The organism is Pseudomonas sp. S3E17, assembly GCF_024168685.1.
Classification (GTDB): Bacteria; Pseudomonadota; Gammaproteobacteria; order Pseudomonadales; family Pseudomonadaceae; genus Aquipseudomonas; species Aquipseudomonas marginalis.
The window spans coordinates 4356298-4382682 of record NZ_JALJWE010000001.1 but is presented as its reverse complement, the minus strand read 5'-3'; the positions used below and the strand labels follow the sequence as shown (position 1 = coordinate 4382682).

23 protein-coding genes are annotated in these 26385 nt (G+C 62.5%); 18 read left to right on the top strand and 5 right to left on the bottom strand.

Annotation, left to right across the window (positions count from 1 at the left end):
• Positions 1-8 precede the first annotated feature (8 nt).
• Entirely contained in the window at positions 9-2288 is a 2280-nt protein-coding gene (gene ptsP, locus J3D60_RS19780) for a phosphoenolpyruvate--protein phosphotransferase (RefSeq protein WP_115485549.1), read from the top strand.
• A 22-nt stretch (positions 2289-2310) separates the two neighbouring features.
• Here ptsP and J3D60_RS19775 read toward each other — a convergent pair whose 3' ends face one another.
• A complete protein-coding gene (locus J3D60_RS19775) occupies positions 2311-3057 on the bottom strand; it encodes an NRDE family protein (protein WP_253492515.1) in 747 nt (248 codons plus the stop codon).
• A gap of 121 nt (positions 3058-3178) precedes the next feature.
• Between J3D60_RS19775 and J3D60_RS19770 the strand changes: the two genes are divergently transcribed.
• The 3 genes from J3D60_RS19770 (at position 3179) to J3D60_RS19760 (ending at position 5725) form a co-directional block, all read left to right on the top strand.
• Positions 3179-3961: a sulfite exporter TauE/SafE family protein gene (locus J3D60_RS19770; RefSeq protein WP_065938085.1), complete on the top strand. Its 783-nt coding sequence runs from the start codon at positions 3179-3181 to the stop codon at positions 3959-3961.
• A 65-nt stretch (positions 3962-4026) separates the two neighbouring features.
• Positions 4027-4839 (top strand): prolipoprotein diacylglyceryl transferase, encoded by an 813-nt coding sequence (lgt, locus tag J3D60_RS19765; protein WP_027608428.1) that lies wholly within the window; start codon positions 4027-4029, stop codon positions 4837-4839.
• A 52-nt stretch (positions 4840-4891) separates the two neighbouring features.
• Positions 4892-5725: a thymidylate synthase gene (locus J3D60_RS19760; RefSeq protein WP_015886389.1), complete on the top strand. Its 834-nt coding sequence runs from the start codon at positions 4892-4894 to the stop codon at positions 5723-5725.
• A 129-nt stretch (positions 5726-5854) separates the two neighbouring features.
• On the opposite strand, the gene cadR is transcribed toward J3D60_RS19760, so the two are convergent.
• Positions 5855-6295 (bottom strand): Cd(II)/Pb(II)-responsive transcriptional regulator, encoded by a 441-nt coding sequence (gene cadR, locus J3D60_RS19755; protein WP_027606134.1) that lies wholly within the window; start codon positions 6293-6295, stop codon positions 5855-5857.
• An 84-nt stretch (positions 6296-6379) separates the two neighbouring features.
• Between cadR and J3D60_RS19750 the strand changes: the two genes are divergently transcribed.
• From J3D60_RS19750 to J3D60_RS19720, 7 genes are all read left to right on the top strand, one after another.
• Entirely contained in the window at positions 6380-8632 is a 2253-nt protein-coding gene (locus J3D60_RS19750; protein WP_253492514.1) for a heavy metal translocating P-type ATPase, read from the top strand.
• Between the two features lie 16 nt (positions 8633-8648).
• Positions 8649-9512 (top strand): LysR family transcriptional regulator, encoded by an 864-nt coding sequence (locus J3D60_RS19745; protein WP_027606132.1) that lies wholly within the window; start codon positions 8649-8651, stop codon positions 9510-9512.
• Positions 9513-9758: 246 nt separating this feature from the next.
• Entirely contained in the window at positions 9759-10823 is a 1065-nt protein-coding gene (locus tag J3D60_RS19740; RefSeq protein ID WP_065938088.1) for a putative 2-aminoethylphosphonate ABC transporter ATP-binding protein, read from the top strand.
• A gap of 1 nt (position 10824) precedes the next feature.
• Positions 10825-12531, top strand: a complete 1707-nt coding sequence (locus tag J3D60_RS19735; protein ID WP_253492513.1) for a putative 2-aminoethylphosphonate ABC transporter permease subunit — start codon at positions 10825-10827, stop codon at positions 12529-12531.
• Between the two features lie 22 nt (positions 12532-12553).
• Complete coding sequence (locus J3D60_RS19730) at positions 12554-13576, top strand: putative 2-aminoethylphosphonate ABC transporter substrate-binding protein (RefSeq protein WP_065938090.1); 1023 nt, start codon at positions 12554-12556, stop codon at positions 13574-13576.
• A 125-nt stretch (positions 13577-13701) separates the two neighbouring features.
• A complete protein-coding gene (locus J3D60_RS19725) occupies positions 13702-14835 on the top strand; it encodes a TIGR03364 family FAD-dependent oxidoreductase (RefSeq protein ID WP_253492511.1) in 1134 nt (377 codons plus the stop codon).
• A complete protein-coding gene (locus tag J3D60_RS19720; protein WP_253492510.1) occupies positions 14835-15389 on the top strand; it encodes a phosphonate degradation HD-domain oxygenase in 555 nt (184 codons plus the stop codon). Before J3D60_RS19725 ends, J3D60_RS19720 begins: the two co-directional genes overlap by 1 nt.
• Here the strand turns inward: J3D60_RS19720 and J3D60_RS19715 are convergent.
• Positions 15386-16753: a DUF3482 domain-containing protein gene (locus tag J3D60_RS19715; protein ID WP_253492509.1), complete on the bottom strand. Its 1368-nt coding sequence runs from the start codon at positions 16751-16753 to the stop codon at positions 15386-15388. The two genes, J3D60_RS19720 and J3D60_RS19715, sit on opposite strands and share 4 nt — an antisense overlap.
• Entirely contained in the window at positions 16746-18125 is a 1380-nt protein-coding gene (locus tag J3D60_RS19710; RefSeq protein WP_253492507.1) for a DUF2868 domain-containing protein, read from the bottom strand. Before J3D60_RS19710 ends, J3D60_RS19715 begins: the two co-directional genes overlap by 8 nt.
• Positions 18126-18194: 69 nt before the next feature.
• Here J3D60_RS19710 and J3D60_RS19705 point away from each other — a divergent pair, with 69 nt between their 5' ends.
• The 3 genes from J3D60_RS19705 to J3D60_RS19695 all read left to right on the top strand — a co-directional run bounded on the left by J3D60_RS19705 (position 18195) and on the right by J3D60_RS19695 (position 19307).
• Positions 18195-18707 carry a dihydrofolate reductase gene (locus tag J3D60_RS19705; RefSeq protein ID WP_253492505.1) on the top strand — a complete coding sequence of 171 codons (513 nt, stop codon included), beginning with the start codon at positions 18195-18197 and terminating at the stop codon, positions 18705-18707.
• 83 nt (positions 18708-18790) lie between these two features.
• Positions 18791-19030 carry a type II toxin-antitoxin system RelB/DinJ family antitoxin gene (locus J3D60_RS19700; RefSeq protein ID WP_065938253.1) on the top strand — a complete coding sequence of 80 codons (240 nt, stop codon included), beginning with the start codon at positions 18791-18793 and terminating at the stop codon, positions 19028-19030.
• Positions 19020-19307: a type II toxin-antitoxin system RelE/ParE family toxin gene (locus tag J3D60_RS19695; protein ID WP_092489413.1), complete on the top strand. Its 288-nt coding sequence runs from the start codon at positions 19020-19022 to the stop codon at positions 19305-19307. The genes J3D60_RS19700 and J3D60_RS19695 overlap by 11 nt, the downstream gene beginning before the upstream one ends.
• Before the next feature lie 31 nt (positions 19308-19338).
• Here J3D60_RS19695 and J3D60_RS19690 read toward each other — a convergent pair whose 3' ends face one another.
• Positions 19339-20730, bottom strand: a complete 1392-nt coding sequence (locus J3D60_RS19690; RefSeq protein ID WP_253492502.1) for an L-cystine transporter — start codon at positions 20728-20730, stop codon at positions 19339-19341.
• A gap of 242 nt (positions 20731-20972) precedes the next feature.
• Between J3D60_RS19690 and J3D60_RS19685 the strand changes: the two genes are divergently transcribed.
• From J3D60_RS19685 to J3D60_RS19670, 4 genes are all read left to right on the top strand, one after another.
• Entirely contained in the window at positions 20973-22031 is a 1059-nt protein-coding gene (locus J3D60_RS19685) for a haloacid dehalogenase-like hydrolase (RefSeq protein ID WP_253492499.1), read from the top strand.
• A gap of 204 nt (positions 22032-22235) precedes the next feature.
• Positions 22236-22769, top strand: a complete 534-nt coding sequence (locus J3D60_RS19680; protein WP_253492497.1) for an RNA polymerase sigma factor — start codon at positions 22236-22238, stop codon at positions 22767-22769.
• Positions 22766-23722 (top strand): FecR family protein, encoded by a 957-nt coding sequence (locus tag J3D60_RS19675; RefSeq protein ID WP_253492495.1) that lies wholly within the window; start codon positions 22766-22768, stop codon positions 23720-23722. The genes J3D60_RS19680 and J3D60_RS19675 overlap by 4 nt, the downstream gene beginning before the upstream one ends.
• A 131-nt stretch (positions 23723-23853) precedes the next feature.
• The gene (locus J3D60_RS19670) at positions 23854-26301 is read left to right on the top strand and encodes a TonB-dependent siderophore receptor (protein ID WP_253492493.1); all 2448 of its coding nucleotides are present in this window, start codon (positions 23854-23856) and stop codon (positions 26299-26301) included.
• Positions 26302-26385 lie beyond the last annotated feature (84 nt).

Below are 26385 nucleotides of genomic sequence, written 5' to 3'. Positions count from 1 at the left end.
CCCGAGCCATGCTCAATACGCTGCGCAAGATCGTCCAGGAAGTTAACTCCGCCAAGGATCTCAAGGCGGCGTTGGGGATTATTGTGTTGCGCGTCAAGGAAGCCATGGGCAGCCAGGTCTGCTCGGTTTACCTGCTGGACCCAGAGACCAACCGTTTTGTGCTGATGGCCACCGAGGGCTTGAACAAGCGCTCCATCGGCAAGGTCAGCATGGCGCCCAATGAAGGTCTGGTGGGCTTGGTGGGGACGCGTGAAGAACCCCTGAACCTTGAAAACGCGGCCGATCACCCGCGTTATCGCTACTTTGCCGAAACCGGCGAAGAGCGTTATGCCTCGTTCCTCGGCGCACCGATCATTCACCACCGCCGCGTCGTCGGCGTATTGGTCATCCAGCAAAAAGAACGTCGCCAGTTCGACGAGGGCGAAGAAGCCTTCCTCGTGACCATGAGCGCGCAGCTCGCCGGGGTTATCGCCCACGCCGAAGCCACCGGCTCGATTCGCGGCCTGGGGCGCCAGGGCAAGGGGATCCAGGAAGCCAAGTTCGTCGGCGTACCGGGTTCACCGGGGGCGGCGGTCGGTACTGCCGTGGTCATGTTGCCGCCGGCCGACCTCGATGTGGTGCCGGACAAGCACGTCGACGACATCGACGCTGAAATCAAACTGTTCAAGACGGCCCTGGAAGGCGTGCGCGCCGACATGCGCAACCTGTCGACCAAGCTGGCCACCCAGCTGCGCCCCGAAGAGCGCGCGTTGTTCGACGTGTACCAGATGATGCTCGACGACGCGTCCCTGGGTAATGAAGTCAAGACCGTGATCAAGACCGGCCAGTGGGCCCAGGGCGCGCTGCGCCAGGTGGTCACCGATCACGTCAACCGTTTCGAATTGATGGATGACGCCTACCTGCGCGAGCGGGCCTCGGATGTGCGTGACCTCGGTCGCCGTCTGCTGGCCTATCTGCAGGAAGACCGCACCACCAATCTGGTCTACCCCGACAACACCATCCTGATCAGTGAAGAACTGACCGCCACCATGCTCGGCGAAGTGCCCGAAGGCAAGCTGGTGGGCCTGGTCTCGGTCCTCGGTTCGGGTAACTCCCACGTCGCGATCCTGGCCCGGGCCATGGGCATTCCGACGGTGATGGGCCTGGTGGACCTGCCGTACTCCAAGGTCGACGGTATCGACATGATCGTCGATGGGCATCGCGGCGAGGTGTTTACCAACCCCAGCGAAGTCCTGCGCAAGCAATACGCCGAGGTGGTGGAAGAAGAGAAGCAACTGGCGCTCGGGCTCGATTCCTTGCGCGAACTGCCGTGCGTGACCCTCGACGGTCACCGTGTACCGCTGCTGGTCAACACCGGCCTGCTGGCCGATGTGGCCCGCGCGCAACAGCGCGGCGCCGAAGGGGTGGGGCTGTACCGCACCGAAGTGCCGTTCATGATCAACCAGCGTTTCCCGAGTGAGAAGGAGCAGCTGGCGATTTATCGCGAGCAACTGTCCGCCTTCCACCCGTTGCCGGTGACCATGCGCAGCCTGGACATCGGCGGCGACAAGTCCCTGTCGTATTTCCCGATCAAGGAAGACAACCCCTTCCTCGGCTGGCGCGGTATTCGCGTCACCCTCGACCACCCTGAAATCTTCCTCGTACAGACCCGTGCCATGCTCAAGGCCAGCGAAGGCCTGAACAACCTGCGCATCCTGCTGCCGATGATCTCCGGCACCCATGAGCTGGAAGAAGCCTTGCACCTGATCCACCGCGCCTGGGGCGAAGTGCGCGACGAAGGCGCCGACGTACCGATGCCGCCGATTGGCGTGATGATCGAAATCCCGGCGGCGGTTTACCAGGCCAAGGAACTGGCGCGGCAGGTGGACTTCCTGTCCGTGGGCTCCAACGACCTGACCCAGTACCTGCTGGCCGTGGACCGCAACAACCCGCGGGTGGCCGACCTCTACGACTACCTCCACCCGGCGGTGCTGCAAGCCCTGCAACACGTGGTGCGCGACGCCCATGCCGAAGGCAAGCCGGTGAGCATCTGCGGTGAAATGGCCGGTGACCCCGCGGCGGCGGTGCTGTTGATGGCGATGGGCTTTGACAGCCTGTCGATGAACGCCACCAACCTGCCGAAGGTGAAGTGGATGCTGCGCCAGATTGAACTGAGCATGGCCAAGGACCTGCTGGCGGAGTTGATGACCATCGACAACCCGCAGGTTATCCACAGCTCGCTGCAATTGGCGCTGAAGAACCTGGGGCTGACGCGGATGATCAACCCGGCGTCTGCCAAAACCTTGTAGGAGCGAGGGGGACGCCTAGTTCCTACAGGTTGATGTCCACCTCGCCTAACCGTCCACCATGTGGTCCAAAGCTGCGCTCCACCATCCGCCGCGTGCCATCGGCGTTCACAATCAACGCCGTGCTCGCCCGTGTCCCATAACTGGGGCTGGCGATAAACACACTCGACAGCAAACTCTCGGTCGCTAACCCCACGCCGGTATCGGGCAAGTCAGCAAACGGCGCCGTCTGCGGATCGCTCAGAATCTCCAGTAGCGCTTCGGGCTGGGGATCGTTCAGCAACTCACTCAGCGCGGCTTTGGCCTTAAGCAGTTTCGGCCAAGGTGTATCCAGCCCTGCATTGGATAACCCATACACGCCCGCTTTCAACTGCGTCGGCTCGGTGTGATTGGCGTTGTAATGCCACAACTCTTCCCGCGTCCCCACCAGCAGGTTAAACCCGGCATATTCAATCGATCGGCCGTTAACGTCGGCCAAATACTCGTCAACCGGCAGCGAACCACTGAGAAACCGCGCCACCAGTTCCCCGCGGGACTTGCGTGCCGGCGGCTGGTGCGGATCACGGATATTGGTCAGGGCCGCAAACCGCCCATTGGCATTCACGCCCAGCCAGGTGCCGCCCGCTTCCTGATCGCGGCCGGCGTAGACTTCGGGCGCATCCGGCCACTGGGCCAGCGGCAGGCTGGGGCGGGCGTAGAACTCATCACGGTTGGCCGCGACGATCAGCGGCTGGGCATGGCCCGGCCGCCAGGCAAAAACAATCAGGCACATCAGGCGATTCCCGTTTGTGTTTTTTGCCACTCTACCCACACCGGCAGCGGCGTTCCATCGTATCCAGTTGGGTCGCATGCCTTCCATCCGTTAACATGCCGGACCTGGTTTGGGGGCTTCCATGGAATTTCTGCTGTATTTGCTGCTGGGCGCGTGCGCGGGCGTGCTCGCCGGGCTGTTTGGCGTGGGCGGCGGGATCATCATCGTGCCGGTGCTGGTGTTCAGCTTCACCTTGCAGGGCTTCGACCCGCAGGTGCTGACTCACCTGGCCGTGGGCACCTCCCTGGCGACGATCATCTTTACCTCGGTCAATGCCGTGCGTGAGCACCACCGACGTGGCGCGGTGCGTTGGCCGATCTTTGTCTGGATGACCGTGGGCATCCTGCTCGGCGCCGGCTTTGGTGCACTGACCGCCGAGGCGATTTCCGGCCCCCACTTGCAGAAGATCATCGGCGTATTCGCCCTGATCATCGCCGTGCAACTGGCCCTGGAGGTCAAGCCCAAGGCCAGTCGCACGGTGCCGGGCAAGCTCGGCCTGACGTTGGCCGGTACCGTGATCGGCTGGGCTTCGGCGATTTTCGGCATCGGCGGCGGCTCGCTGACCGTGCCGTTTTTGACCTGGCGCAGCGTGCCGATGCAACAGGCGGTGGCCACCTCGTCCGCCTGCGGCTTGCCGATTGCCCTGGCTAGTGCGTTAAGTTTCATGATTCTGGGCTGGCATGACCCGCTGTTGCCCGCTCATAGTCTAGGGTTCGTGTATTTGCCGGCACTGCTGGGCATTGCCCTGACCAGCATGGTGTTTGCCCGTTTCGGCGCACGCCTGGCGCACCGGTTGTCGCCGCGCTTGCTCAAGCGGTTGTTCGCCGGCTTGCTGTTTTGTGTCGGTTTGAATTTTTTGCTGTAACGCAGGCTTAATCGCGCCCGGGCATGGTCCGGTCGCCATAACGAATGATTGAACGAGGAGTCGCAATGCTGCCTTACCCGCAGATCGACCCGGTGGCCCTGGCCATCGGTCCGCTGAAAATCCACTGGTACGGGTTGATGTACCTGATCGGCATCGGCGGTGCATGGCTGCTGGCCTCCCGGCGCCTGAACCGTTTCGACCCGACCTGGACCAAGGAGAAGCTCTCCGACATGGTGTTCTGGTTGTCGATGGGGGTGATCGTCGGCGGGCGCCTGGGGTATGTGCTGTTTTACGATCTCTCGGCCTACATCGCCAACCCGACGCTGATCTTCGAAGTGTGGAAAGGCGGCATGGCATTCCACGGTGGCTTTATCGGCGTAATGATCGCGGCCTGGTGGTTTGGCCGGCGCAACGGCAAGTCGTTCTTCCAACTGATGGACTTTGTCGCGCCGCTGGTACCGATTGGCCTGGGCGCCGGGCGTATCGGCAACTTCATCAACGCCGAGTTGTGGGGCAAGCCGACCGACGTGCCGTGGGCCATGGTGTTTCCGCCGTTCAGCGACCCGGCGCAACTGCCGCGCCATCCGTCGCAGCTGTACCAGTTCGCGTTGGAAGGCGTGGCACTGTTCCTTATCCTGTACCTCTTTTCGCGCAAACCGCGCCCGACCATGGCCGTTTCCGGCATGTTCGCGCTGTTCTACGGGATCTTCCGTTTCATCGTCGAGTTCGTGCGCGTGCCGGATGCCCAGCTGGGGTACCTGGCGTGGGGCTGGCTGACCATGGGACAAGTGCTCAGCCTTCCGATGATCCTGGTCGGCCTGGGCCTGCTGTGGTGGGCGTACAATCGCCCGCAACCGCTGAAGCACACCGCGCTTTAAATTCGAATGCCGAGGCCCGCGAGGTCTCGGCTTCAACGATACGGGTAATGACATGAAGCAATATCTCGAACTACTGAACGACGTCGTGACCAATGGCCTGACCAAAGGCGACCGTACCGGCACCGGCACCAAGGCCGTGTTCGCCCGTCAGTATCGGCATAACTTGGCCGACGGCTTCCCGCTGCTGACCACCAAGAAGCTTCACTTCAAAAGCATCGCCAACGAACTGATCTGGATGTTGAGCGGTAACACCAACATCAAGTGGCTGAACGAAAACGGTGTGAAAATCTGGGACGAGTGGGCCACCGAAGACGGTGACCTGGGCCCGGTGTATGGCGAGCAGTGGACTGCCTGGCCGACCAAGGATGGCGGCACGATCAACCAGATCGACTACATGGTGCACACACTCAAGACCAACCCCAACAGCCGTCGCATCCTGTTCCACGGCTGGAACGTCGAATACCTGCCGGACGAAACCAAAAGCCCCCAGGAAAACGCGCGCAACGGCAAGCAAGCCCTGCCACCTTGCCACCTGCTGTACCAGGCGTTCGTGCATGACGGCCATCTGTCGATGCAGTTGTACATCCGCAGCTCCGACGTATTCCTCGGCCTGCCGTACAACACCGCCGCCCTGGCGCTGCTGACCCATATGCTGGCCCAGCAATGCGACCTGATCCCCCACGAGATCATCGTCACCACCGGCGACACCCACGCCTACAGCAACCACATGGAGCAGATCCGCACCCAGCTGGCGCGTACGCCGAAGAAGCTGCCGGAACTGGTGATAAAGCGTAAGCCGGCGTCGATCTACGATTACAAGTTCGAAGACTTTGAAATCGTGGGTTATGACGCCGATCCAAGCATCAAGGCCGATGTCGCCATCTAGAGCCTGACGCTGTCCAATGTGGGAGGGGGCTTGCCCCGATAGCGGTGGATCAGTTAAGTGAAGAATGACTGACACACCGCCATCGGGGGCAAGCCCCCTCCCACATTTTGATTCGGTTACCAGGCTGAATTAATGCCCGTGGCTTCTGCCTACGTGTGAGGGCTCGGCCTCGCTGGCGGCTACACCGCCGTTGACTTCCAGCCGTTGCAAAATCCCGCAGTGGTCCCCGCCGCCACAGCGTTGGCGCAGGTCCAGCAACTGCTCCTGCAACGCCAGCAGCCCGTCAATCCGCGCTTTCACATGGTGGATATGCTCGTCGATCAACGCATTCACGTTTTCACACTGGTCCTGGGGGCTGTCCCGTAGCCCGAGCAGGCTGCGGATCTCTTCCAGGGTCATGTCGAGGCTGCGGCAGTTGCGGATGAAGATCAGCCGCTCGGTGTGCGCCTGGGTGTACACGCGGTAGTTGGCCTCGGTGCGTGCCGGGGGTGGCAGCAGGCCTTCCTTCTCGTAATAACGGATGGTTTCCACCGGACAATCGGTCAGTTTGGCCAGTTCGCCGATCTTCATTGCAGCAATCTCCAAATGGGTGCTTGACCCTATAGTGGCTACAGGGTCTTTACTTGGCAACAGGCACCTTACGGACGCGACCTGATGAGCGACTCCATTCACACCCCGCATAAACACGACCATGATCATGATCATGGGCCGAAGAAACTCACCCCCGTGCACGATCACGGCCATGGCGGTTCCTGCTGTTCCGGCACGCCCGCGCCTGTGCTGGTGCAGTTGAGCGAGGCGCCCACCGCCGGCTCGCGCCTGAGTACCTTCCGCATCGAAGCCATGGACTGCCCCACCGAGCAGACGCTGATCCAGAACAAACTGGGCAAGCTGGCCGGTGTGCAGCAGCTGGAATTCAACCTGATCAACCGCATCCTCGGCGTTACCCATGACCTGCCGAGTACCGCGCCGATCATCGATGCGATCAAATCCCTGGGTATGCAGGCCGATCCGATCGTGGAGGGCACCCCGGCCGCCGAGCCGCCCGCCAAGAAGCATTGGTGGCCGCTGGCGTTGTCCGGTGTGGGGGCGTTGGGCGCCGAAGTACTGCACTTCACCAATGCCGCGCCCACTTGGGTGATTGCGCTGGTAGCGCTGGTATCGATCCTCAGCGGCGGCCTCACCACTTACAAGAAGGGCTGGATCGCCCTGAAAAACCTCAACCTGAACATCAACGCCTTGATGAGCATCGCGGTCACTGGCGCGGTCCTGATCGGCCAGTGGCCGGAAGCGGCCATGGTGATGTTCCTGTTTACCGTGGCCGAGCTGATCGAAGCCAAGTCCCTGGACCGTGCGCGCAATGCCATCAGTGGCTTGATGCAGATGACACCGGAACAGGCCACGGTTCGGCAGGCTGATGGAAGCTGGGTCGAAATGGAGGTCAAAAGCATTGAGCTGGACGCAATCGTGCGGGTAAAACCCGGCGAGCGTATCGGCCTTGACGGTGAAGTCATCGCCGGCCAGTCCACCATCGACCAGGCGCCGATCACCGGTGAAAGCCTGCCGATTGAAAAGACCGTCGGCGATAAGGTCTTCGCCGGCACCATCAACCAGGCCGGTTCCCTGGAGTACAAGGTCACGGCGGCTGCCAACAACTCCACCCTGGCCCGCATCATCCATGCGGTGGAGCAGGCCCAGGGCGCACGGGCACCGACCCAGCGGTTCGTCGACAGCTTCTCGAAAATCTACACCCCGGCCGTATTCCTGTTCGCCCTGGGTGTGGCGCTGATCCCGCCGCTGTTCATGGCCGGCGCCTGGTTCGACTGGATCTACCGCGCCCTGGTGCTGCTGGTAGTGGCGTGCCCGTGCGCGCTGGTGATCTCCACCCCGGTGACCATTGTCAGCGGCCTGGCGGCTGCGGCGCGCAAAGGCATCCTGATCAAGGGCGGTGTGTACCTGGAGGGCGGTTACAAGCTTGACTACCTGGCCCTCGACAAGACCGGCACGATTACCCACGGCAAGCCGGTGCAAACCGATTACCTGGCACTGTTCCCCACTGTCGAAGACAGCGCCCCGGCCCTGGCCGCCAGTTTGGCCGGGCGCTCCGATCATCCGGTGTCCCTGGCGATTGCCAATGCGGCTGTGGATAAAAACCTGCCGGTGCACGTTGTGGATAACTTCGAAGCCCTGGCCGGTCGCGGTGTGCGCGGCGACATCAATGGCCAGACCTACCACTTGGGCAACCACCGCCTGGTGGAAGACCTTGGCCTGTGTTCGCCGGAGCTGGAGGAAAAACTGTTCGCCCTGGAAAAACAGGGCAAGTCCGTGGTGCTGTTGCTCGACAAGTCCGGCCCGCTGGCGCTGTTCGCCGTGGCCGACACGGTCAAGGACAGCAGCCGCGAAGCCATCCAGCAACTGCATGAGCTGGGCATCAAGACCTTGATGCTCACCGGCGACAACACCCACACCGCCCAGGCGATTGCGGCCCAGGTCGGCATCGATCAGGCCCAGGGCGACCTGTTGCCCACCGACAAGCTGCACGCCATCGAAACCCTCTACGGCCAAGGCCACCGGGTGGGCATGGTCGGCGACGGCATCAACGACGCCCCGGCCCTGGCGCGCGCCGAGATTGGCTTTGCCATGGCCGCGGCAGGCACCGACACCGCTATCGAGACGGCCGACGTGGCCTTGATGGACGATGATTTGCGCAAGATTCCGGCATTCATTCGTTTGTCGCGGCAAACGTCGAGTATCCTCAAGCAGAACATCACCCTGGCCCTGGTGATCAAGGCGATCTTCCTGGTGGTCACGTTCCTGGGCATGGCGACCATGTGGATGGCGGTGTTCGCCGACATGGGCGTGGCCCTGCTGGTGGTGTTCAATGGCCTGCGCCTGTTGCGCAAATAGAGGATGAGAGGGTGGTGTGCTGAGTGCCGAGTTGAAGGCGTTTTTTATGGTCGCCCGCCTGGGCAGTATTACCCAGGCGGCGAAAAAACTCGGCCTGAGCCAGCCCACCGTTACCACCCAGATTCGCAACCTGGAAAGCCAGTACGGCGTTGAGTTGTTCTACCGTGGCGGGCGCCGCCTCACCGTCAGCGACGAGGGCGCGCGCCTGCTGCCGATGGTCAAGACGCTGCTGCAGCAGGAAGCGGACATCGAGTTTTTCCTGCGCAACAGCGGCCAGGTCCAGGGTGCGCTGAGGATTGCCGCCACGGCGCCGTACTACATCCTCGACCTGGTCAAAGCCTTTCGCGAACGCCTGCCGCAGGTGGAGGTGTCGGTGGAAATCGGCAACTCCCAGCAGGTGCTTGAAGCCTTGGATGACTACCGCGTCGATGTCGCAGCGTCCTCACAGTTGCTCGAAGACCCGCGCCTGATCCGTCGTGTACTGGGCACCGACCCGTTGGTGCTGGCGGTACACCGCAACCACCCACTGGCCAAGCTCGACCATGTGCCGCTGAGTGCGTTGGCCGGGCATACGTTGTTGATGCGTGAAGCCGGCTCCACCACGCGGCGGCTCACGGAAGAGATGCTGCAAGGCGCCGGCGTGAGCTACGGGCCGCTGCTGGAAATCGGCAGCCGTGAGTCGATCCGCGAAGCGGTGCTGCGCAATATCGGCATCAGCATCATCGCCCGCCAGGAAGTGCCCCATGACCCGCAGCTGAAGGTGCTGACCCTCGAGCATGCGCCGCAGATCCCGGAGTACCTGTACTGCCTCAAGGAAAGAAAAGGCGCTCGTCTGCCGGCGGCGTTTCTGGGGTTGGCGCAGGAAATGTCGCCGATCTAAAGCCTTGTAGTGGCTTTGGGGACCAATCGGGAGCAAGCCCCCTCCCACAGGTGACCGCATTTCCATGTTGGAACTCGGTCAAGTGTGGGAGGGGGCTTGCTCCCGATTGCGGTAGACCAGGCAGCTCACCGCTAAGCGTCCTACACAAATCTGCGAATACCACTATCGCCGCCTTTTGCCTTTCTGCCACAAGAGGGACGCATTGCCTGCCTAGCATGGCCTTCATCAGTTTGATGAGGTGCCACCATGAACACAGCCCTGACCCAACCCGGCGCGCCGATGAACGTGCGCGGTATCCAGAAACGCTTCGGCGCCTTTACAGCGTTGGACAATGTGTCCCTGGACGTGGCTGCCGGCGAGCTGGTGTGCCTGCTCGGCCCTTCCGGCTGCGGCAAGACCACGTTGCTGCGCTGCATCGCCGGCCTGGAACGCCAGGACAGCGGCGAACTTTACCTGGGTGATCGAGATGTTTCCCTGCTGCCGCCCCAGGCGCGGGACTACGGCATTCTGTTCCAGTCCTACGCGCTGTTTCCCAATCTCACCGTCGAAGCGAACATCGGCTACGGCCTCACCGGCAGCGGTCGCGATGAAGTGCGCCAGCGCGTCGGACAGATGCTTGAACTGGTGGGGCTGCTTGGCAGTGAAAAGAAGTACCCCGGCCAACTCTCCGGCGGCCAACAGCAGCGGGTTGCCCTGGCCCGTGCCCTGGCACCGGCGCCGTCATTGCTGTTGCTGGATGAGCCGATGTCGGCCCTCGACGCCCGCGTGCGCGAGCATCTGTGCACTGAGCTGCGCCAGCTGCAACGGCGCCTGGGTATCACCACCCTGATGGTCACCCACAACCAGGACGAAGCCATGTTGATGGCCGACCGCATCGCCGTGATGAACAACGGCAAGGTCGAGCAATACGCCACGCCCCAGGAAATCTACGACCGCCCGGCCACGCCGTTTGTGGCAGAGTTTGTCGGCCAGGGCAATTGGCTGCCGTTCAGCCGCAACAGTGCCAGCCATGCCCAAGTCGGCGGGATGAACATGCGCCTGGCCGAGGATGCCGGCGTGGCCAGGTCCGGCCGGCTGTTCTGCCGCCCGGAAGCGATCAGCGTCAACCCGGCGGTGCATGAGGAGAACCTGTTCCCGGCCAAGGTCCGCGAGATCACTTTCCTGGGCAACCGCTGCCGCATGAGCTTTGAGCTGGAGCAGCTGCCCGGCCATCCGCTGCTTGCCGAGCTGGCCCCGGAAGCCATGCCGCGCCTGGGCGCCCAGGACATCTGGGTAGCCTTGCCGCCGCGCAGCCTGCAGGTGTTTGCCTGAGATGGCCGCGGTCATGACTCTGGCGCGTCAAGCGTCACGTGCCGAAATCGGCGACCGTATTTTCGTGGTTGGCGGCAAACTGCTCTGGCTGGTGCTGCTGGGCATCGCCGTATTGCTGCCACTGCTGGCGATCTTCTGGCGCGGTTTCAGCAGCGAGGCCGGGCAGGGCGGTGGCCTGGTGGCCGCACGGGCGTTGGTCACCAGCGCCAACTTCCACTGGCTGCTGGGCAATAGCCTGAAAGTCTCCCTCAGCGTAGCGGCCATTGTCGTACCGCTGGCCTACCTGTTTGCCTACGCCCTGCAACGTACGTTGATACCCGGCAAGTCCCTCTGGCGCGGTATGTCGCTGCTGCCGTTGATGGCGCCGTCGATGCTGCCGGGGATTGCACTGGTCTACCTGTTCGGTAACCAGGGCCTGTTGCGCGGGCTGTTCTCGGACAACATCTACGGCTTCTGGGGCATTGTCCTCGGTGAGGTGATCTACACCTTCCCACATGCCCTGATGATTTTGCTGTCGGCGCTGTCGTTGGCCGATGCGCGCTTGTTCGATGCGGCCTCAAGCATGGGCGCCAGTCCTGCCCGGGCGTTTCGCAGCATCACCTGGCCGGCCACGCGCCAGGCGGTATTTGCCGCGTTCTGCCTGGTGTTCACCTTGACCATTACGGATTTCGGCGTGCCCGTGGTGGTGGGCGGGGATTACCAGGTGCTGGCGCTGGAAGCCTACAAGGCGGTGGTCGGCCAGCAACAGTTCGGTCGCGGTGCGTTGATCGGCATGGTGTTGCTGCTGCCGGCGCTGTTCAGCTTTGGCGTCGACGCCTGGTTGCGCCGTCGCCACGGCGATGCCATGAGTGGCCGCGCCCAGGTCTTCCAGCCGGCGCCGTCGCGCCTGAGGGATAGCGCCTATCTGCTTATCGTGCTGCTCATCAGTGCCGTGTTGCTGGTGGTGTTCGGCATGGCGGTGTACTCCTCGCTGGTGAAATTCTGGCCGTACAACCTGTCGCTGTCGTTCAGCCACTACCAGTTCGAAGACACGGCCGGCGGCGGTTGGCTGGCCTATCGCAACAGCTTGACCCTGGCGTTGTGCACGGCATTGATCGGCAGCGTATTGATCTTCACCGGCGCCTACCTGATGGAAAAGACCAAGGGCCAGAAGGGCCTGAACCTGGCGCTGCGCATGCTCAGCTTTGTGCCGATGGCCGTGCCGGGGTTGGTGCTGGGCCTGGGCTACGTGTTCTTTTTCAACCTGAGCGGCAACCCGCTGCATGTGTTCTACGGCACCATGACCCTGCTGGTGGTGTGCACCATTGCTCACTATTTGACCACCGCACAGATGACCGCCACCACCGCGCTGCGCCAGCTGGACGCCGAGTTCGAAGCGGCGGCGCTGTCGCTCAAGGCGCCGCTGTATCGCCATTACTTGAAAGTCACGGTGCCGATCTGCCTGCCGGCGCTGCTGGACATCGTGCGCTACCTGTTTGTGTCGGCGATGACCACCGTGTCCGCCGCGATCTTCCTCTACAGCCCCGACACCATCCTCGCCGCCGTCGCCGTGTTGAACATGGACGACGCCGGCAATGTGGGCGGCGCGGCCGCCATGTCGACCCTGATCCTGTTCACCTCAGGCAGCGTTTCGCTGCTGCTGGCGTGGGCTTCACGTGGCGCCTTGCGCCGCTCCCAAGCCTGGCGCCAGACCGCGCCCGGCCAATAACCATCCCTGAAGGAGGTGCTCCATGTTCAAGCCCCTGGCGCTGGTCGCTGCCGTACTCACTGCATTCAGCCTGAATGCCTTCGCCAAGACCGAGTTGACCGTGTACACGGCCCTTGAAGCCGAGCAGTTGAAGACCTACAAAAAAGCCTTCGAACAGGCCAACCCTGACGTCGAGATCAAATGGGTGCGCGACTCTACCGGCATCATCACCGCCAAGCTGCTGGCCGAAAAAGACCGCCCGCAGGCCGATGTGGTCTGGGGCCTGGCCGCATCGAGCCTGGCGATCCTCGATCAGCAGGGCATGCTGGACAATTACGCCCCCAAGGACCTGGACAAGATCGGCAAGAATTACCGTGACGCCGCCAACCCACCGGCCTGGGTCGGCATGGATGTGTGGGCGGCAACCATTTGCTTCAACACGGTCGAAGCCGAAAAGCAGGGCCTGACCAAGCCGGTGAGCTGGCAAGACCTGACCAAGCCCGAGTACAAGGGCAAGATCGTGATGCCCAACCCGGCCTCGTCCGGCACCGGCTTCCTGGATGTGAGCGCCTGGCTGCAAACCTTCGGCGAGAAGCAGGGCTGGCAGTACATGGACGACTTGCACCAGAACATCGGCCAGTACGTTCACTCCGGTTCCAAACCGTGCAAGTTGGCGGCTTCCGGTGAGTTCCCGATTGGTATTTCCTTTGAGTATCCGGCCGTGCAGCTGAAGCGCCAGGGCGCGCCGCTGGACATCATCCTGCCGAAGGAAGGCCTGGGCTGGGATATCGAAGCCACCGCCGTGATCAAGGGCACCGCCCATGCGGACGCCGCCAGAAAGCTCGCGGATTTCTCCGCCAGTACAGCGGCAATGGACCTGTACAAGGACAACTTCGCCGTGCTCGCCCAGCCGGGGATCGCCAAGCCGCAGACCGAATTGCCGGCTGACTATGAGCAGCGTTTGATCAAGAACGACTTCGGCTGGGCCTCGAAAAACCGCGACAGCATCCTGGCTGAGTGGCGCAAGCGCTATGACGGGAAGTCGGAGAAGGTGGCGGGGCAGTAAGGTTTTCGTTAGGGCTACTGGCCTCATCGGGAGCAAGCCCCCTCCCACACTTGACTGCATTCACAAATCGAAATGTGGGAGGGGGCTTGCCCCCGATAGCGGTCTTGAAAACAGGACATCACTAAATGACACACCACAGCGACCTGCTCATCATCGGCGCCGGCATCCTCGGCCTGTCCCACGCCTACGCCGCCGCCAGGCGCGGGCTCAAGGTCAAGGTGTTCGAGCGCAGCGCCACACCCCTGGGCGCCTCGGTACGCAACTTCGGCCAGGCCCTGGTCACCGGGCAGCCGCCGGGGCCGATGCTCGACCTGGCACGGCAAAGCCGTGATATCTGGGGGCAATGGGCTCGGGTTGCCGGCCTGCAGCTCAAGCGCAACGGCTCGTACCTGTTCGCCCGCACCGAAGCCGAAGAGCATCTGCTGGAAGCCTTCTGCGCCGGCCGCGCGCGTGAACACGGCTATAACGTCGACCTGTTGCAAGGCGCGGCGTTGAAGGATCTGTATGGCGGCCAGTTCCGCCATCACCGCGCCGCGCTGCATGGCAAGGACGACCAGCAACTGTATTCGCGCGAGGCGATACCGGCGCTGATCCACTACCTGAGCCAGCAACTGGGTGTGGAGTTTCACTTCTCCACCCTGGTGCGCGATGTCGAACCGGGCCAGGTGCACAGCACGGCGGGCAGCTTTCGTGGCGAGCAGGTTATCGTCTGTTCCGGCCACGATTATCAAACCCTGTTGGCCGAGGCGATCGCCGAACTCAACCCGCAGATCTGCCGCCTGCAAATGCTGCGCGCCCGGCCGGCACTCAACCTCAACCTGCAACACGCCTTGCTCACCGGCCTCAGTTGCGTGCACTACGGCGCTTTTGCCGACCTGCCTGAAGCCGCGCCGGTACAGGCACAAATCCTGCGCGAGGCGCCGCACCTGCATGCACACGGGATTCACCTGCTGATCAGCCCGACACCCCATGGCGAACTGATCATCGGCGACTCCCACGACTACGGCAGCGATGCCTCGCCGTTCAATGCCGAGCAGGTGGATGACTGGATGATCGAGTTGGCCGAACAGACCTTGGGTTGCAAGATCCAGGTAATGGAACGCTGGCAGGGCGTCTACGGCGCCAGGGGCCCGGCGCCATTTTCATTTGTGCAGGCCGCACCTGGTGTGAGCGCCGCCTTGATGCACACCGGTGTGGGCATGAGCGTGGGGCCGGCGATGGCCGAGCGCAATATCACAACCCTGTGGGGGCCGGCGTGATGAGCCCGGAACAGGCGATTGCCACAATCTTCGCTTTGTACGAGCAGCACGGCGCGGCGGATTACATCGGCGAGCCGGTGTCGCAGATCGAGCACATGTCCCAGGCCGCGCAGTTGGCCATGGCCGAAGGCTTCGATGATGAAGTGGTGCTGGCGGCGTTTTTCCACGATATCGGCCATCTGTGTGGCCAGGGTGGCGAGAACATGGGCGGTTATGGCGTGGTCAGCCATGAACGGTTGGGCGCGGATTATTTGCGCCGCGCAGGCTTCAGTGAGCGCCTGGCCAGGCTGGTGGAGTACCACGTCCAGGCCAAGCGCTACCTGACGTTCAGCCGGCCGGACTACTACGCATGCTTGAGCGAGGCGAGCCGCCGCACCCTGGGTTACCAGGGCGGCGTGATGACGGCCGAGGAGGCCCGCGCCTTTGAACAAGACCCGCTGTGCCAGATCAGCCTGCGCCTGCGCCACTGGGACGAACAGGCCAAGCAAATGCACGTGCCGGTGCTCGACCTGCAAGTGCTCAAGGCCAAGGCCCGGCAGCTGCTGGCGGCTTAAGCCTCGTCGAGGCGCTGGGCCAGGGCTTCGACCTGTTCCTGGCGTTCGGCCTGGCTCAGTCTGGCCTGGGGGTTGAGGGACGACCATTGCGGGTGGGCGCGGGCCTTGTGCAACGCGTCCGGCAATTTGCCTTCGCGCCAGGTCTTGTCCTGGGGCGTATCGACCTTGATGCTGTGCATCGCCGCATGGCCGCGCAGGTTCAGGGCCTTGAGCAACTGGCGCTGGCGCAGGGCGAGCAGGCGCAGCACGCTGTCATCCACGGTCAGCTCGCGCTGGCCCTTGATCTTGCCCAGCAGGCGGCTGCCGTAGCTGCGCGCGGTCTGCAATGCGCCACCGGCGATGGCGCCCGCCAGGGCGGCGGCGCCGAGGGTCAGCCCGCCGACCAGCAGGTCCACACCGGCTCCGGCCGCTGCGCCTGCAGCGATGCCACCGCCGAGGCGCACGCCGAGTTGCTTGAGGGTTTCCGGGTTGAACAGGTCATCCCCCCAGCGGCCGTCGAGCAACGGCAAGTCGCTGGCGGCGGCGTCCTGGGGGCGGAAGCCGAACAGCTTGAGCAAGGCCTCCACGCATTTTTGTTCGCGCTGACGCACCGCCTTGCGCAAATCGCTGATGGCTTGTTGCTCATCTTCAGTCACCACGCTGCGTCGGCACGCGGCGCAGTCGATCAGCAATTCGGCAATCAACCGCGCGGCACTCTGTTGACGGGCCTGGCGTTGGGCTTCCTGGTCGAGGATCAGGCGCTGCAACTGCGGCCGGGCGTTTTCCAGCAGCAGGGCGAGGCTTTCATACAGGCGGCGTTCGCCGTCTTCCGGCGGCGCGACGCTGTCGAAACGCACCAGCGCATGCAGGCCCAGGCGTGCCAGGGCTTCACGCCAGTCCGGCTCGCGGTGGTCGCTGCTGCTGACGAAGTTAAGCACCGGCAGCAACGGTTTACCGCAACTGGCCAGCACTTGCAGCTCATCACGGTACTTGGCCAGCACCGGCTCGCGAGCGTCGATCACATACAGGCCGGCGTCCGAGGCCAGCAGTTGGCGCAGCACCTTGGCTTCCTGTTCGAAACGCTGGCGGGCTTCGCTGCCTTCCAGGAACCGCGCCAGGCGGGCCGGGCCGTCCAAGCGTTCGCCGGGGCGATCCAGGCGTTCCAGGTAGTCGAGCAGGGCGATAGCATCTTCCAGGCCGGGCGTGTCGTACAGCTCCAGCAAGGCTTCGCCGTCGACCGACAAGCGCGCACCTTCGACATGCCGCGTGGTGCTGGGGCGATGGGAGACTTCGCCGAACCCGACGTCACGGGTGAGGGTACGCAGCAACGAGGTCTTGCCGACGTTGGTGTGGCCGACCACGGCGAGTTTCAGTGGCTTAGTCATGACCGGTCTCCAGCCAGTTCAACGGCGCGCAATCGGCGAACGGCAGCTCCAGTTGTTGCAGCGCGCTGTGCCAGTCGCCCAGGCGCTCGGCATCCAGCGCCTGGCCGGGCGGGGCTTGCAACAGCCATACGCGAGTGGCGGCGGCGCTGCGTGCGAGTTCGGCGATCAGCGCCAGGCTGCCGCGGTCCGGCGAGCGGCGCGGGTCGCAGGCGATGGCCAGGCGCGCGGGCGGGAAGCGGCTGAGTTGCTCCAGGAGCTTGTTGCGCGATTCGCGGCTGTCGAGGATGCCGGCGTTCTTAACCTTCGCCGGCAACTTGGGCGGCCAGGGATGTTGATCGTCCAGTTCGATGGCGACGAGCAAGGCGCCGTCGCTTTCCAGCGCACTGACGCCGCCGGTGACGGGGTGCAGTTGTTCCGGCGCGGCGTCGTTGACGCCAAGGCGCTCGCTGCTGGGCATCAGGCGTTCGCGCAGTGGGCTGTAGCCGGGCAGGTTGAGGTCCAGGTGCAGGGCGGCGCGCCCGCGTTTCCAGCGCCACAGGCACAGCAGGGCGAGGATCAAGCGGGGCAGCAGGCCGTAGACCAGCAATACCCCGACCAGCCAGGCGGCCCACGCCTGGCGGGCGCTTTCGATATTCAGTGCGGAGTCGCCGCTGGCGCGGATCATCTCGACGGTCGGTACGTTGAAGCCCAGCAGGGCGGGCAGGGTGCCGAGGGCCTGGGTCACGGCGACGAAGGTGTCGGCGCCGAGGATAGTGGTTTCCCACACAAAGCCGTAACGGCGGGTGGCGAGCAGCGTCAGCAGAATCACCAGCGCGCTGAGCAGCGCCAGCAACCACAGGCTGTTGACCAGCACCCCGACCGCCCAGCGATTGAGTTTCTGCCGTTGCAGCAACAGCAGCAACGCCGGGGCCAACTGGGCGGCCTTGGCATCGCGCGCAAGCTTTTCACTGAGCCACAGCCACAGCCGCCCGAGACTGGCGCCGTGCTCGCCGGCAAACAGCAGCCCCAACGCCCAGCTCAACAGCAGGATCAGGTTCAGGCCGAGCAGGCTGCCCAGGGCCCAGAACACATTCACCGGGGTCAAGCCGTTGCCCAGCGCAGCAAAGGCCAGGCCCGCGCCGCTGATGACAGCCACCACCGCCAGCAGCACCAGGGCCAGGCGTGCGCCTTGCAGCCAGCGCGTGAGGGCGGCGGTCAGGCCATCGCGCTCGGCCAGGTGCAGGGCGCGCTGCTGGATGCGCGTCGGCAGATCGCTGCCCGCCGTGCGCGCGAGGCGATTGGCTTCCTGGTCTTCCAGGGGGCCGGCGTGTTCTTCACGCAGGCGCACGGTTTCCGTCAGCCAGAGTTTTTGCAGGGGGGTCAGTGCGGTCACGCGTCTTCCTGTCGTGCAAGTGAGCTTGGAGCATAACCGCTGGTTCGTGGCTCTGGTATTCTCGTCGCCATGAAAAAAACTCTCCCTTTAAGCCTGATCGCAGCCCTCGGTGAAAACCGCGTGATCGGCGTCGACAACAGCATGCCCTGGCATTTGCCGGGGGATTTCAAATATTTCAAGGCCACCACGCTCGGCAAGCCGATCATCATGGGGCGCAAGACCTGGGATTCCCTAGGCCGACCGCTGCCGGGGCGCTTGAACATTGTGGTCAGCCGTCAGACCGACCTGGCGCTGGAAGGTGCGGAAGTTTTTCCGTCACTCAATGCCGCCGTGGCGCGGGCTGAAGCCTGGGCGCTGGAGCAGGGCGTGGATGAGCTGATGCTCATCGGCGGCGCGCAGTTATATGCGCAGGGGCTGGAACAGGCGGATCGCCTGTACCTGACGCGCGTGGCGCTGAGCCCGGAAGGGGATGCGTGGTTTCCGGCGTTTGATGCGAGCCAGTGGAAGTTGGTGTCGAATGTCGAGAATCCGCCGGAAGGGGACAAGCCGGCGTACAGTTTTGAGGTTTGGGAAAAGGCCTGACAGGCACCAGATTAGTCAGACTTGCAAAAGAAGCCTCGATGCGCCACTGTAATGACCAATGTCTTTACAGTGAGGGCTGCCCCATGGCCTCTATCAACGTACGTATCGACGACGACCTTAAGGCTCGTGCTTATCACGAGTTGGAAAAGCTCGGCGTCACCCCATCGGAATTAATGCGTCAAGCCTTGCAGTACGTGGCAGACCGCGGCCAGTTACCTTTCAAGCCTGTCCTCATGACTGAAGATGATGAGGCATTGTTGGCAACAGTTCGGGAGCGGCTGGCTGCGCCCCAGCGGGTGAAGGTCTCACTGGATGACCTATGAACTGGGTTTCGATGCACGGGCTTTGAAGGAATGGCACAAACTGGGCGATACCGTTCGTCAACAGTTTAAAAAGAAGCTGGTCGAGATCCTGAACAATCCACGTATTGAAGCCAGCCGTCTGCATGGCTTGCCCGATTGCTACAAAATCAAGCTACGCAGCACCGGTTATCGGTTGGTGTATCAAGTCATTGATCAGGAGATCACGGTGTTTGTCGTGGCTGTCGATAAGCGTGAGCGTGATGAGGTTTACCGAAAGGCTGCTGATCGTTTGAGCTAGCAGGGAGTGAGGTCCCTGCTAGCTTATTCCGTCAGGCCTGCGCCAACTCCCCATGCTCATCCGCATCCAACAACGCTTTATCCGTCTGCCCCATGATCTGGCTGGTAATGGCCCCCGCCGTCATCGAACCATTCACGTTCAGCGCCGTACGGCCCATGTCGATCAGCGGCTCCACGGAAATCAGCAGCGCCACCAGTGACACCGGCAAGCCCATGGCCGGGAGCACGATCAACGCGGCAAAAGTCGCGCCGCCGCCCACGCCCGCCACACCGGCCGAACTCAGGGTCACAATCGCTACCAGGGTCGCGATCCACAGCGGGTCCAGCGGGTTGATGCCCACGGTCGGCGCGACCATCACCGCCAACATGGCAGGGTAGAGGCCGGCGCAACCGTTCTGGCCGATGGTCGCGCCAAACGAGGCGGCGAAGCCTGCGATGGAGTGCGGGATGCCCAGGCGGCGGGTCTGCGCTTCAATGCTCAGCGGGATGGCCGCCGCGCTGGAGCGGCTGGTGAAGGCAAAGGTCAGTACCGGCCAGACTTTGCGGAAGAAACGCAGCGGGTTGATCCCGGCCAGGGACAGCAGCAGGCCATGCACCACGAACATCAGGCCCAAGGCCAGGTACGACACCACCACAAAACTGCCGAGCTTGATGATGTCCTGCAGGTTGGAACCGGCGACCACCTTGGTCATCAGCGCCAGCACACCGTACGGCGTCAGCTTCATCACCAGGCGCACCAGGCGCATCACCCAGGCTTGCAGGGTGTCGATGGCGTTGAGCACCTTCTGGCCTTTTTCCACGTCATCCTTGAGCAGTTGCAGCGCGGCAACCCCAAGGAAGGCGGCGAAAATCACCACGCTGATGATCGACGTCGGCTTGGCCCGGGCCAGGTCGGCGAATGGGTTGGCCGGCACGAACGAGAGCAGCAACTGCGGGATATTCAGGTCGGCGACCTTGCCGGCGTAATCGCTCTGGATCACTTGCAGGCGTGCCATTTCCTGGGTGCCGGCCACCAGGCCTTCGGCGGTGAGGCCGAACAGGTTGGTCAGGCCGATACCGATCAGCGCTGCAATCGCGGTAGTGAACAGCAGCGTACCAATGGTCAGGAAGCTGATCTTGCCCAGGGACGAGGCGTTATGCAGGCGCGCCACGGCACTGAGGATGGAAGCGAATACCAGCGGGATCACGATCATTTGCAGCAGTTGCACGTAACCGTTGCCGACCAGGTCGAACCAGCCAATGGAGGCTCTGAGCACGGGGTTGCCGTCGCCGTAAATGGCGTGCAAGGCCGTACCGAACGCTACGCCGAGGACCAGGGCGAACAGAACCTTCTTGGCGAGGCTCCAGTGGGTGCGACGGGTTTGTGCCAGGCCCAGCAACAGGGCCACGAACACCAGCAAGTTGAGAATCAGGGGCAGATTCATTGAAGCTCCGTTGAGAAGGCAGCCAATCGCGTGAGCCTGCGATTGCGAACCGGAAATGCTAACAGCTTGAAATATATTGATTTAATACCAATATGGAATGGCGACTGTCGTTTTTGGAATAAGCTGCTGACGCTCCGGCGTATGCCCGTGACGGAATCAGGACGCACACCGTCGTGCTCGCGTTGGGAACTGTCACAGGGATTTGTTAGCGTCCATGTCTTTCACTCAGGGAGACAACGCCTATGAAGCTCGCGCCGAAATTACTAGCCGCCGCATTCTGCCTCGGACTCGCCAGCCAGGCGTTCGCCGCCACCGAGTTGAAACACTGGCCGGCACCCGCCGCCAAACAACTGAACGAGATGATCGCCGCCAACGCCAACAAGGGTAACTTCGCGGTGTTCGACATGGACAACACCAGCTACCGCTACGACCTCGAAGAATCCCTGCTGCCCTACATGGAAAACAAGGGCCTGATCACCCGCGACAGCCTCGACCCGTCGCTCAAGCTTATGCCGTTCAAAGACACCGCCAACCATAAGGAAAGTCTGTTCAGCTACTACTACCGCCTTTGCGAAGTCGACGACATGGTGTGCTACCCGTGGGTTGCGCAGGTGTTTTCCGGCTTTACCCTCAAGGAACTCAAGGTCCAGGTGGATGAACTGATGGCCTCCGGCAAGCCCGTGCCGGTCAGCTATTTCGAAGGCGACGTGGTCAAGCAGTCCGAGGTACAGCCGCCGAAGGTCTTCACCGGCCAGGCCGAGCTGTACAACAAGCTTATGGAAAACGGCATCGAGGTGTACGTGATGACCGCCGCGTCGGAAGAACTGGTGCGCATGGTCGCCGCCGATCCGAAGTACGGCTACAACGTCAAACCCGAGAATGTCATTGGCGTAACGACCTTGCTCAAGGACCGCAACACGGGCGAACTGACCACCGCACGTAAACAGATCGCCGCCGGCAAATACGACGAAAAAGCCAACCTCGGCCTGGAACTGACCCCCTACCTGTGGACTCCCGCAACTTGGATGGCCGGCAAGCACGCGGCGATCCTGACCTACATCGATGAATGGAAAAAACCGGTGATCGTCGGCGGCGATACGCCGACCAGCGATGGCTACATGCTGTTCCACGATGTGGACGTGGCCAAGGGCGGTATCCACCTGTGGATCAACCGCAAGGACAAATACATGACCCAACTCAACGGCATGATCGCCAAGCATGCAGCGGCGCAAGCCAAGGAAGGGTTGCCGGTGACGGCGGACAAGAACTGGGTGATCGTCAAGCCTGACGAGATTCAGTAACACCGAGTCGCCTGCATCCCAGGCAAGCCAGCTCCCACATTTTTAAGGTGTTCACACATCAAAAGGTGGCAGGGGGCTTGCCCCCGATGGCTGTCTGAATAGCACTACAAAACCCAGCCTAAAATAGATATCAATTGCGAACCAATCTCATCCTCTGCTAGCGTGCGCACTTCCTGAACCCTTCGTTCTTCTCAAGGTAGTGCTGTGCCCTCCTGGAATTCGCAGATCGCGCGCCTGTTCGCGGAGCAGAAGAAAGCCCTCGAAGCCTTCGTCACTCGCCGCACCGGCAGCCCCCAGGTGGCCGCCGACCTGACTCAGGAGTCGTTCCTGCGCCTGGCTCGCATGGACTGCGGCGAAAAGATCGACAACCTCCCAGCCTTCCTCTTCACCATCGCCAGCAACCTGGTGCGCGATCACCAGCGCCAGGCCATCCGCCGTGAGCGCCTGGACGCGGGTGAGCCCAGCGAAGAGCTGCCGTGCAGCAATCCGGGGGCCGACGAGCAATTAGCCGCCTACCAACAGGAACAACTGATGCAGGATGCGATCCTGGCGTTGCCCCCAGCGACTCGGCAGATCTTCCTGCTTTATCATGTCGACGAACTTTCCTACCGCGAGATTGGCGAACGTCTGTCGATCACGGCACGCAGTGTGGAATACCAACTGCGTCGCGCCTTGATTGAATGCCGCGCGTACATCAAGACGCGGCTTGCCTGCGATGAACAAGGACGTCGCTCATGACCGCCACCTCCACTGCCGACGTGTTGTTCGACGAAGCGTCTGGCTGGTACTTCCGCCTGCAGGCCGAGGACGTAACGCCGGCTGACATGGACGCTTTTGCCGCCTGGCTGGGGCAAGGCCCGGCCCAGGATGACGCCTGGCGGGAAGTGCAGGCGATGCTCGGCGGCCTGCGCGAACCGGCGCGGGTGATTCGCCGCGCCGAACAGGCCGCCTGGCGCAAACCGGCGCGAGCCTGGCAGCGTTGGGCGTGTGCTGCGGCGGTGTTGCTGGCCGTGGGGCTTACCGTGCAGAACACGCCATGGCTCGATCGCCTGCGCGCGGACTACGCCACCGGCACCGGCGAGTCGCGCAACATCGAACTGGCCGACGGCTCGCACCTGCAACTCAACACCGACAGCGCGGTGCAGATCCGCTTGAGCGGGGGCGAACGGCAAATCCGTTTGCTGCGTGGCGAAGGCTTTTTCGACGTCACCAAGGATCCGACACGGCCGTTCGTGGTGCAGTCCGGCGACGGCTGGGTGAAGGTGGTCGGGACGCAGTTCAGCGTTGCGCGGCGCGATGCGCAGACGCGGGTGCAGGTGGCGCAGGGCAAGGTGCAGGTCAGTGCCGGCAGCGGTGAACCGGTGTACCTGGAGCCAGGGCGGGCCGTGGAATATCAAGGCCAGCGCCTGGCCGAGGTGCATGCTTTCGACCCGGCCAGCGGCTTTGCCTGGCGCCAACGGCAACTGGTGTTCCGCCAGCAGCCGCTGTCGGAAGTGGTCAGCGAGTTGAATCGCTATTGGCCCGGCAAGACCCTGGTGCTCGGTGATGCGCTGCGCAATCGCGTGGTGTCGGGTGTGTTTGAAATCGACAAACCCGAAGCCGTGATCAAAGCGCTGGAGTACACCCTTAACCTGCGTGCCGAGCACTACACCCCATATTTACTGGTGTTGCGCGAAGGCAAGGCATCGTAATCGCAACTTTTTGAAAAAACTTTCAGGGTTTCTCCCCAGGCACTCGTCCTTGATCACTGAGGCGTAAATAGTAAGCACTCTCAAGTAGTGCGGCGCCGATCACAGACTTTTTGCACCGGGGAGCACCATCCATGGCACATCGATTCGCCGCACGGTCCTTGTTGGCACTGGCCATTTCCATGGCCTGTGGCACTGCGCCGCTGTATTTGCAGGCCGCCGAAACCACCCAGGCCCAGACCTACCGTTTCGATATTGCAGGGCAAAGCCTGGACGGTGCGCTGGCGGCGTTTTCGGCGGTGACGCGAGTTCAGGTGCTGGTGTCGGGTGAGTTGACCCAGGGCGTGCTGTCGCCGGGTGTCAAAGGCAACCTCGGCCAGCGCGAAGCCTTGGGGCAACTGCTCGGCGGTACCGGGCTGAGTGCGGCGTTTATCAACGCGGACACCGTGACCCTGGAAAAGCGCATGGACACAGGCTCCGCCATCGAAGTCGGCGCCACCACCATCAGCGCCGAACACCTGGGCGCCACCACCGAAGGCAGCGGATCCTACACCACCGGCGCAGTGACCCTGGGCAAGGGCGAACAGAAACTCAAGGACATCCCGCAATCGGTCAGCGTCATGACCCGCAAGCAGATGGACGACCAGAACACCACCAAGCTCTCCGAAGTGGTCAAGCGCACGCCCGGTCTGACAGCGACCAAATCCCCGGGCCCCGGCATGTTCATCTTCTCCCGTGGCTTCGAGATCGGCACCCTGCAATACGACGGCGTCGGCATCCCGCGTAACACCTACGCGCTGGGCAGCTACCTTACCGAAAACATGGCGATCTACGACCGCGTCGAAACCCTGCGTGGCCCGGCCGCCTTGCTGCAAGGCGCCAACAGCCCCGGTGGCACCATGAACCTGGTGCGCAAGCGCGGCCAGCAGGCGCCCACGGTGGCCGTCACCGCCAAGGCCGGTTCGTGGGATCACTATGGCACCCAGGTGGATGCGGGTGGTCCGCTGAACGCCGAAGGCACGTTGCGCGGCCGCTTTGTGGCGGATTACGACACCACCGATTCCTTTGTCGACTATGCCGGCGGCTGGAATCAGACGGTCTACGGGGCGGTGGACTACGACTTCACGCCTGACACCACCGTGGGTGTTGGTATCAGCAACCAGAAAGGCCATTCACGCCCCAACTTCATGTCGCTGCCCCGTTACGCCAACGGCAACGATATTGGCCTGTCACGCTCCACCTTCGTCGGTGCCAGCTGGAACCGCGCCGTCAACAACCAGACCCAGGTGTTCGCCGACATCGAGCATCGCTTCAATGACGACTGGAAAGTGAAAGCCGCCCTCGTGGCGATGGACGAGCATAACGACGCGACATACCAAGCGACGTGGGACGCCATCCCCAACCCCGGCGACACCGGTAACGTGCGTTATGTGGACTGGGTTACCGACTTCAATACCAAAAGTCGCGGTGCAGATGTGTATGTCAACGGCGAGTTTGAAGGCCTGGGTTTCCAACAGGAGATGGTGTTGGGCGCCAACTATTCCAAGCTCACCACAGACGACCAATGGGCCCGTGCGGCGACGGCTGGCGCCGATATTTTCAACATCGACCACAACCGTCCGCAGCGCGATAAGTACCAGCTGTTTCAGGCAGGAAATGCGTCGAGGAGCTGGTACGACATTCGTCAGAAAGGCATCTACGGCACCTGGCGCGTGAAAGTGCTCGATCCGCTGACCTTGATCGTTGGTGCACGTACCAGTTGGTATGACTATTCCTACATCGACCAGAGTGGTTCCAGGGGGGTGTACGGCAGCCCGTCCGGAAGCGCCACTCAGACGAATGGCAAGGTCACGCCGTATGCGGGCCTGGTATATGCCCTCAATGACCAATGGTCTGCCTATGCCAGTTACGCCGATGCGTTCGAACCACAAACCAACCGGACAACTTCCGGCTCCTTGCTCAAGCCTATCGAGGGCAAGAACTACGAGCTGGGTCTCAAGGGTGAGTTGGCGGATGGTCGTCTCAATACCTCGTTCGCGATCTTCCGTTATGATCAGGAAAATCGCGGCGTCCAAGACCTTCAAGGGCCGATGAACTGCGATGGCTGGTACTGCTCGGTCGCCTCGGGCAAGGTCCGAAGCCAAGGCTTGGAAGCCACATTGAGCGGCGAAGTGCTGCCGGGTTTGCAACTGGTCTCCAGTTATACCTACAACACGACCAAATTCCTCAAGGACGACACCTACGAAGGCAAGGTCTTCAGTACCTGGACGCCCAAGCACTTGCTCAAGGTCTGGGGCGATTACCAATTGCCGGGGGACTGGAATAAAGTCAGCGTCGGCGCCGGGGTGACCGCGCAAAGCAGTACCGTGGCCTACGACCGCACCTTCAGTGTGCCGGGCAATGCACTGTGGGATTCGCGGGTGGCCTACAAGATCAACCAGGAGTTCACCGTCGCGGCGAACCTGTACAACATGTTCGACAAGAAGTATTACATCCCTGCCTACAACGCGAACTGGGGCAGCAACTACTACGGCGATCCGCGTAATGTGATGTTTACGATGACCTACACACCGCAGTTCTAAAGCGCTGCACCGGTCCCTGTGGGAGCGGGCAAACCTGCCCCCACATTGGATACTCAGTGCTTCCAGGATTGTGGGTATTTAACC

Excerpts from the sequence above, each read along its gene's own strand:
- ptsP (WP_115485549.1), top strand. The coding sequence starts at position 9 with ATGCTCAATACGCTGCGCAAGATCGTCCAGGAAGTTAACTCCGCCAAG.
- J3D60_RS19775 (WP_253492515.1), bottom strand. The coding sequence starts at position 3,057 with ATGTGCCTGATTGTTTTTGCCTGGCGGCCGGGCCATGCCCAGCCGCTG.
- J3D60_RS19770 (WP_065938085.1), top strand. The coding sequence starts at position 3,179 with ATGGAATTTCTGCTGTATTTGCTGCTGGGCGCGTGCGCGGGCGTGCTC.
- lgt (WP_027608428.1), top strand. The coding sequence starts at position 4,027 with ATGCTGCCTTACCCGCAGATCGACCCGGTGGCCCTGGCCATCGGTCCG.
- J3D60_RS19760 (WP_015886389.1), top strand. The coding sequence starts at position 4,892 with ATGAAGCAATATCTCGAACTACTGAACGACGTCGTGACCAATGGCCTG.
- cadR (WP_027606134.1), bottom strand. The coding sequence starts at position 6,295 with ATGAAGATCGGCGAACTGGCCAAACTGACCGATTGTCCGGTGGAAACC.
- J3D60_RS19750 (WP_253492514.1), top strand. The coding sequence starts at position 6,380 with ATGAGCGACTCCATTCACACCCCGCATAAACACGACCATGATCATGAT.
- J3D60_RS19740 (WP_065938088.1), top strand. The coding sequence starts at position 9,759 with ATGAACACAGCCCTGACCCAACCCGGCGCGCCGATGAACGTGCGCGGT.
- J3D60_RS19735 (WP_253492513.1), top strand. The coding sequence starts at position 10,825 with ATGGCCGCGGTCATGACTCTGGCGCGTCAAGCGTCACGTGCCGAAATC.
- J3D60_RS19730 (WP_065938090.1), top strand. The coding sequence starts at position 12,554 with ATGTTCAAGCCCCTGGCGCTGGTCGCTGCCGTACTCACTGCATTCAGC.
- J3D60_RS19725 (WP_253492511.1), top strand. The coding sequence starts at position 13,702 with ATGACACACCACAGCGACCTGCTCATCATCGGCGCCGGCATCCTCGGC.
- J3D60_RS19720 (WP_253492510.1), top strand. The coding sequence starts at position 14,835 with ATGAGCCCGGAACAGGCGATTGCCACAATCTTCGCTTTGTACGAGCAG.
- J3D60_RS19715 (WP_253492509.1), bottom strand. The coding sequence starts at position 16,753 with ATGACTAAGCCACTGAAACTCGCCGTGGTCGGCCACACCAACGTCGGC.
- J3D60_RS19705 (WP_253492505.1), top strand. The coding sequence starts at position 18,195 with ATGAAAAAAACTCTCCCTTTAAGCCTGATCGCAGCCCTCGGTGAAAAC.
- J3D60_RS19700 (WP_065938253.1), top strand. The coding sequence starts at position 18,791 with ATGGCCTCTATCAACGTACGTATCGACGACGACCTTAAGGCTCGTGCT.
- J3D60_RS19695 (WP_092489413.1), top strand. The coding sequence starts at position 19,020 with ATGACCTATGAACTGGGTTTCGATGCACGGGCTTTGAAGGAATGGCAC.
- J3D60_RS19690 (WP_253492502.1), bottom strand. The coding sequence starts at position 20,730 with ATGAATCTGCCCCTGATTCTCAACTTGCTGGTGTTCGTGGCCCTGTTG.
- J3D60_RS19685 (WP_253492499.1), top strand. The coding sequence starts at position 20,973 with ATGAAGCTCGCGCCGAAATTACTAGCCGCCGCATTCTGCCTCGGACTC.
- J3D60_RS19675 (WP_253492495.1), top strand. The coding sequence starts at position 22,766 with ATGACCGCCACCTCCACTGCCGACGTGTTGTTCGACGAAGCGTCTGGC.
- J3D60_RS19670 (WP_253492493.1), top strand. The coding sequence starts at position 23,854 with ATGGCACATCGATTCGCCGCACGGTCCTTGTTGGCACTGGCCATTTCC.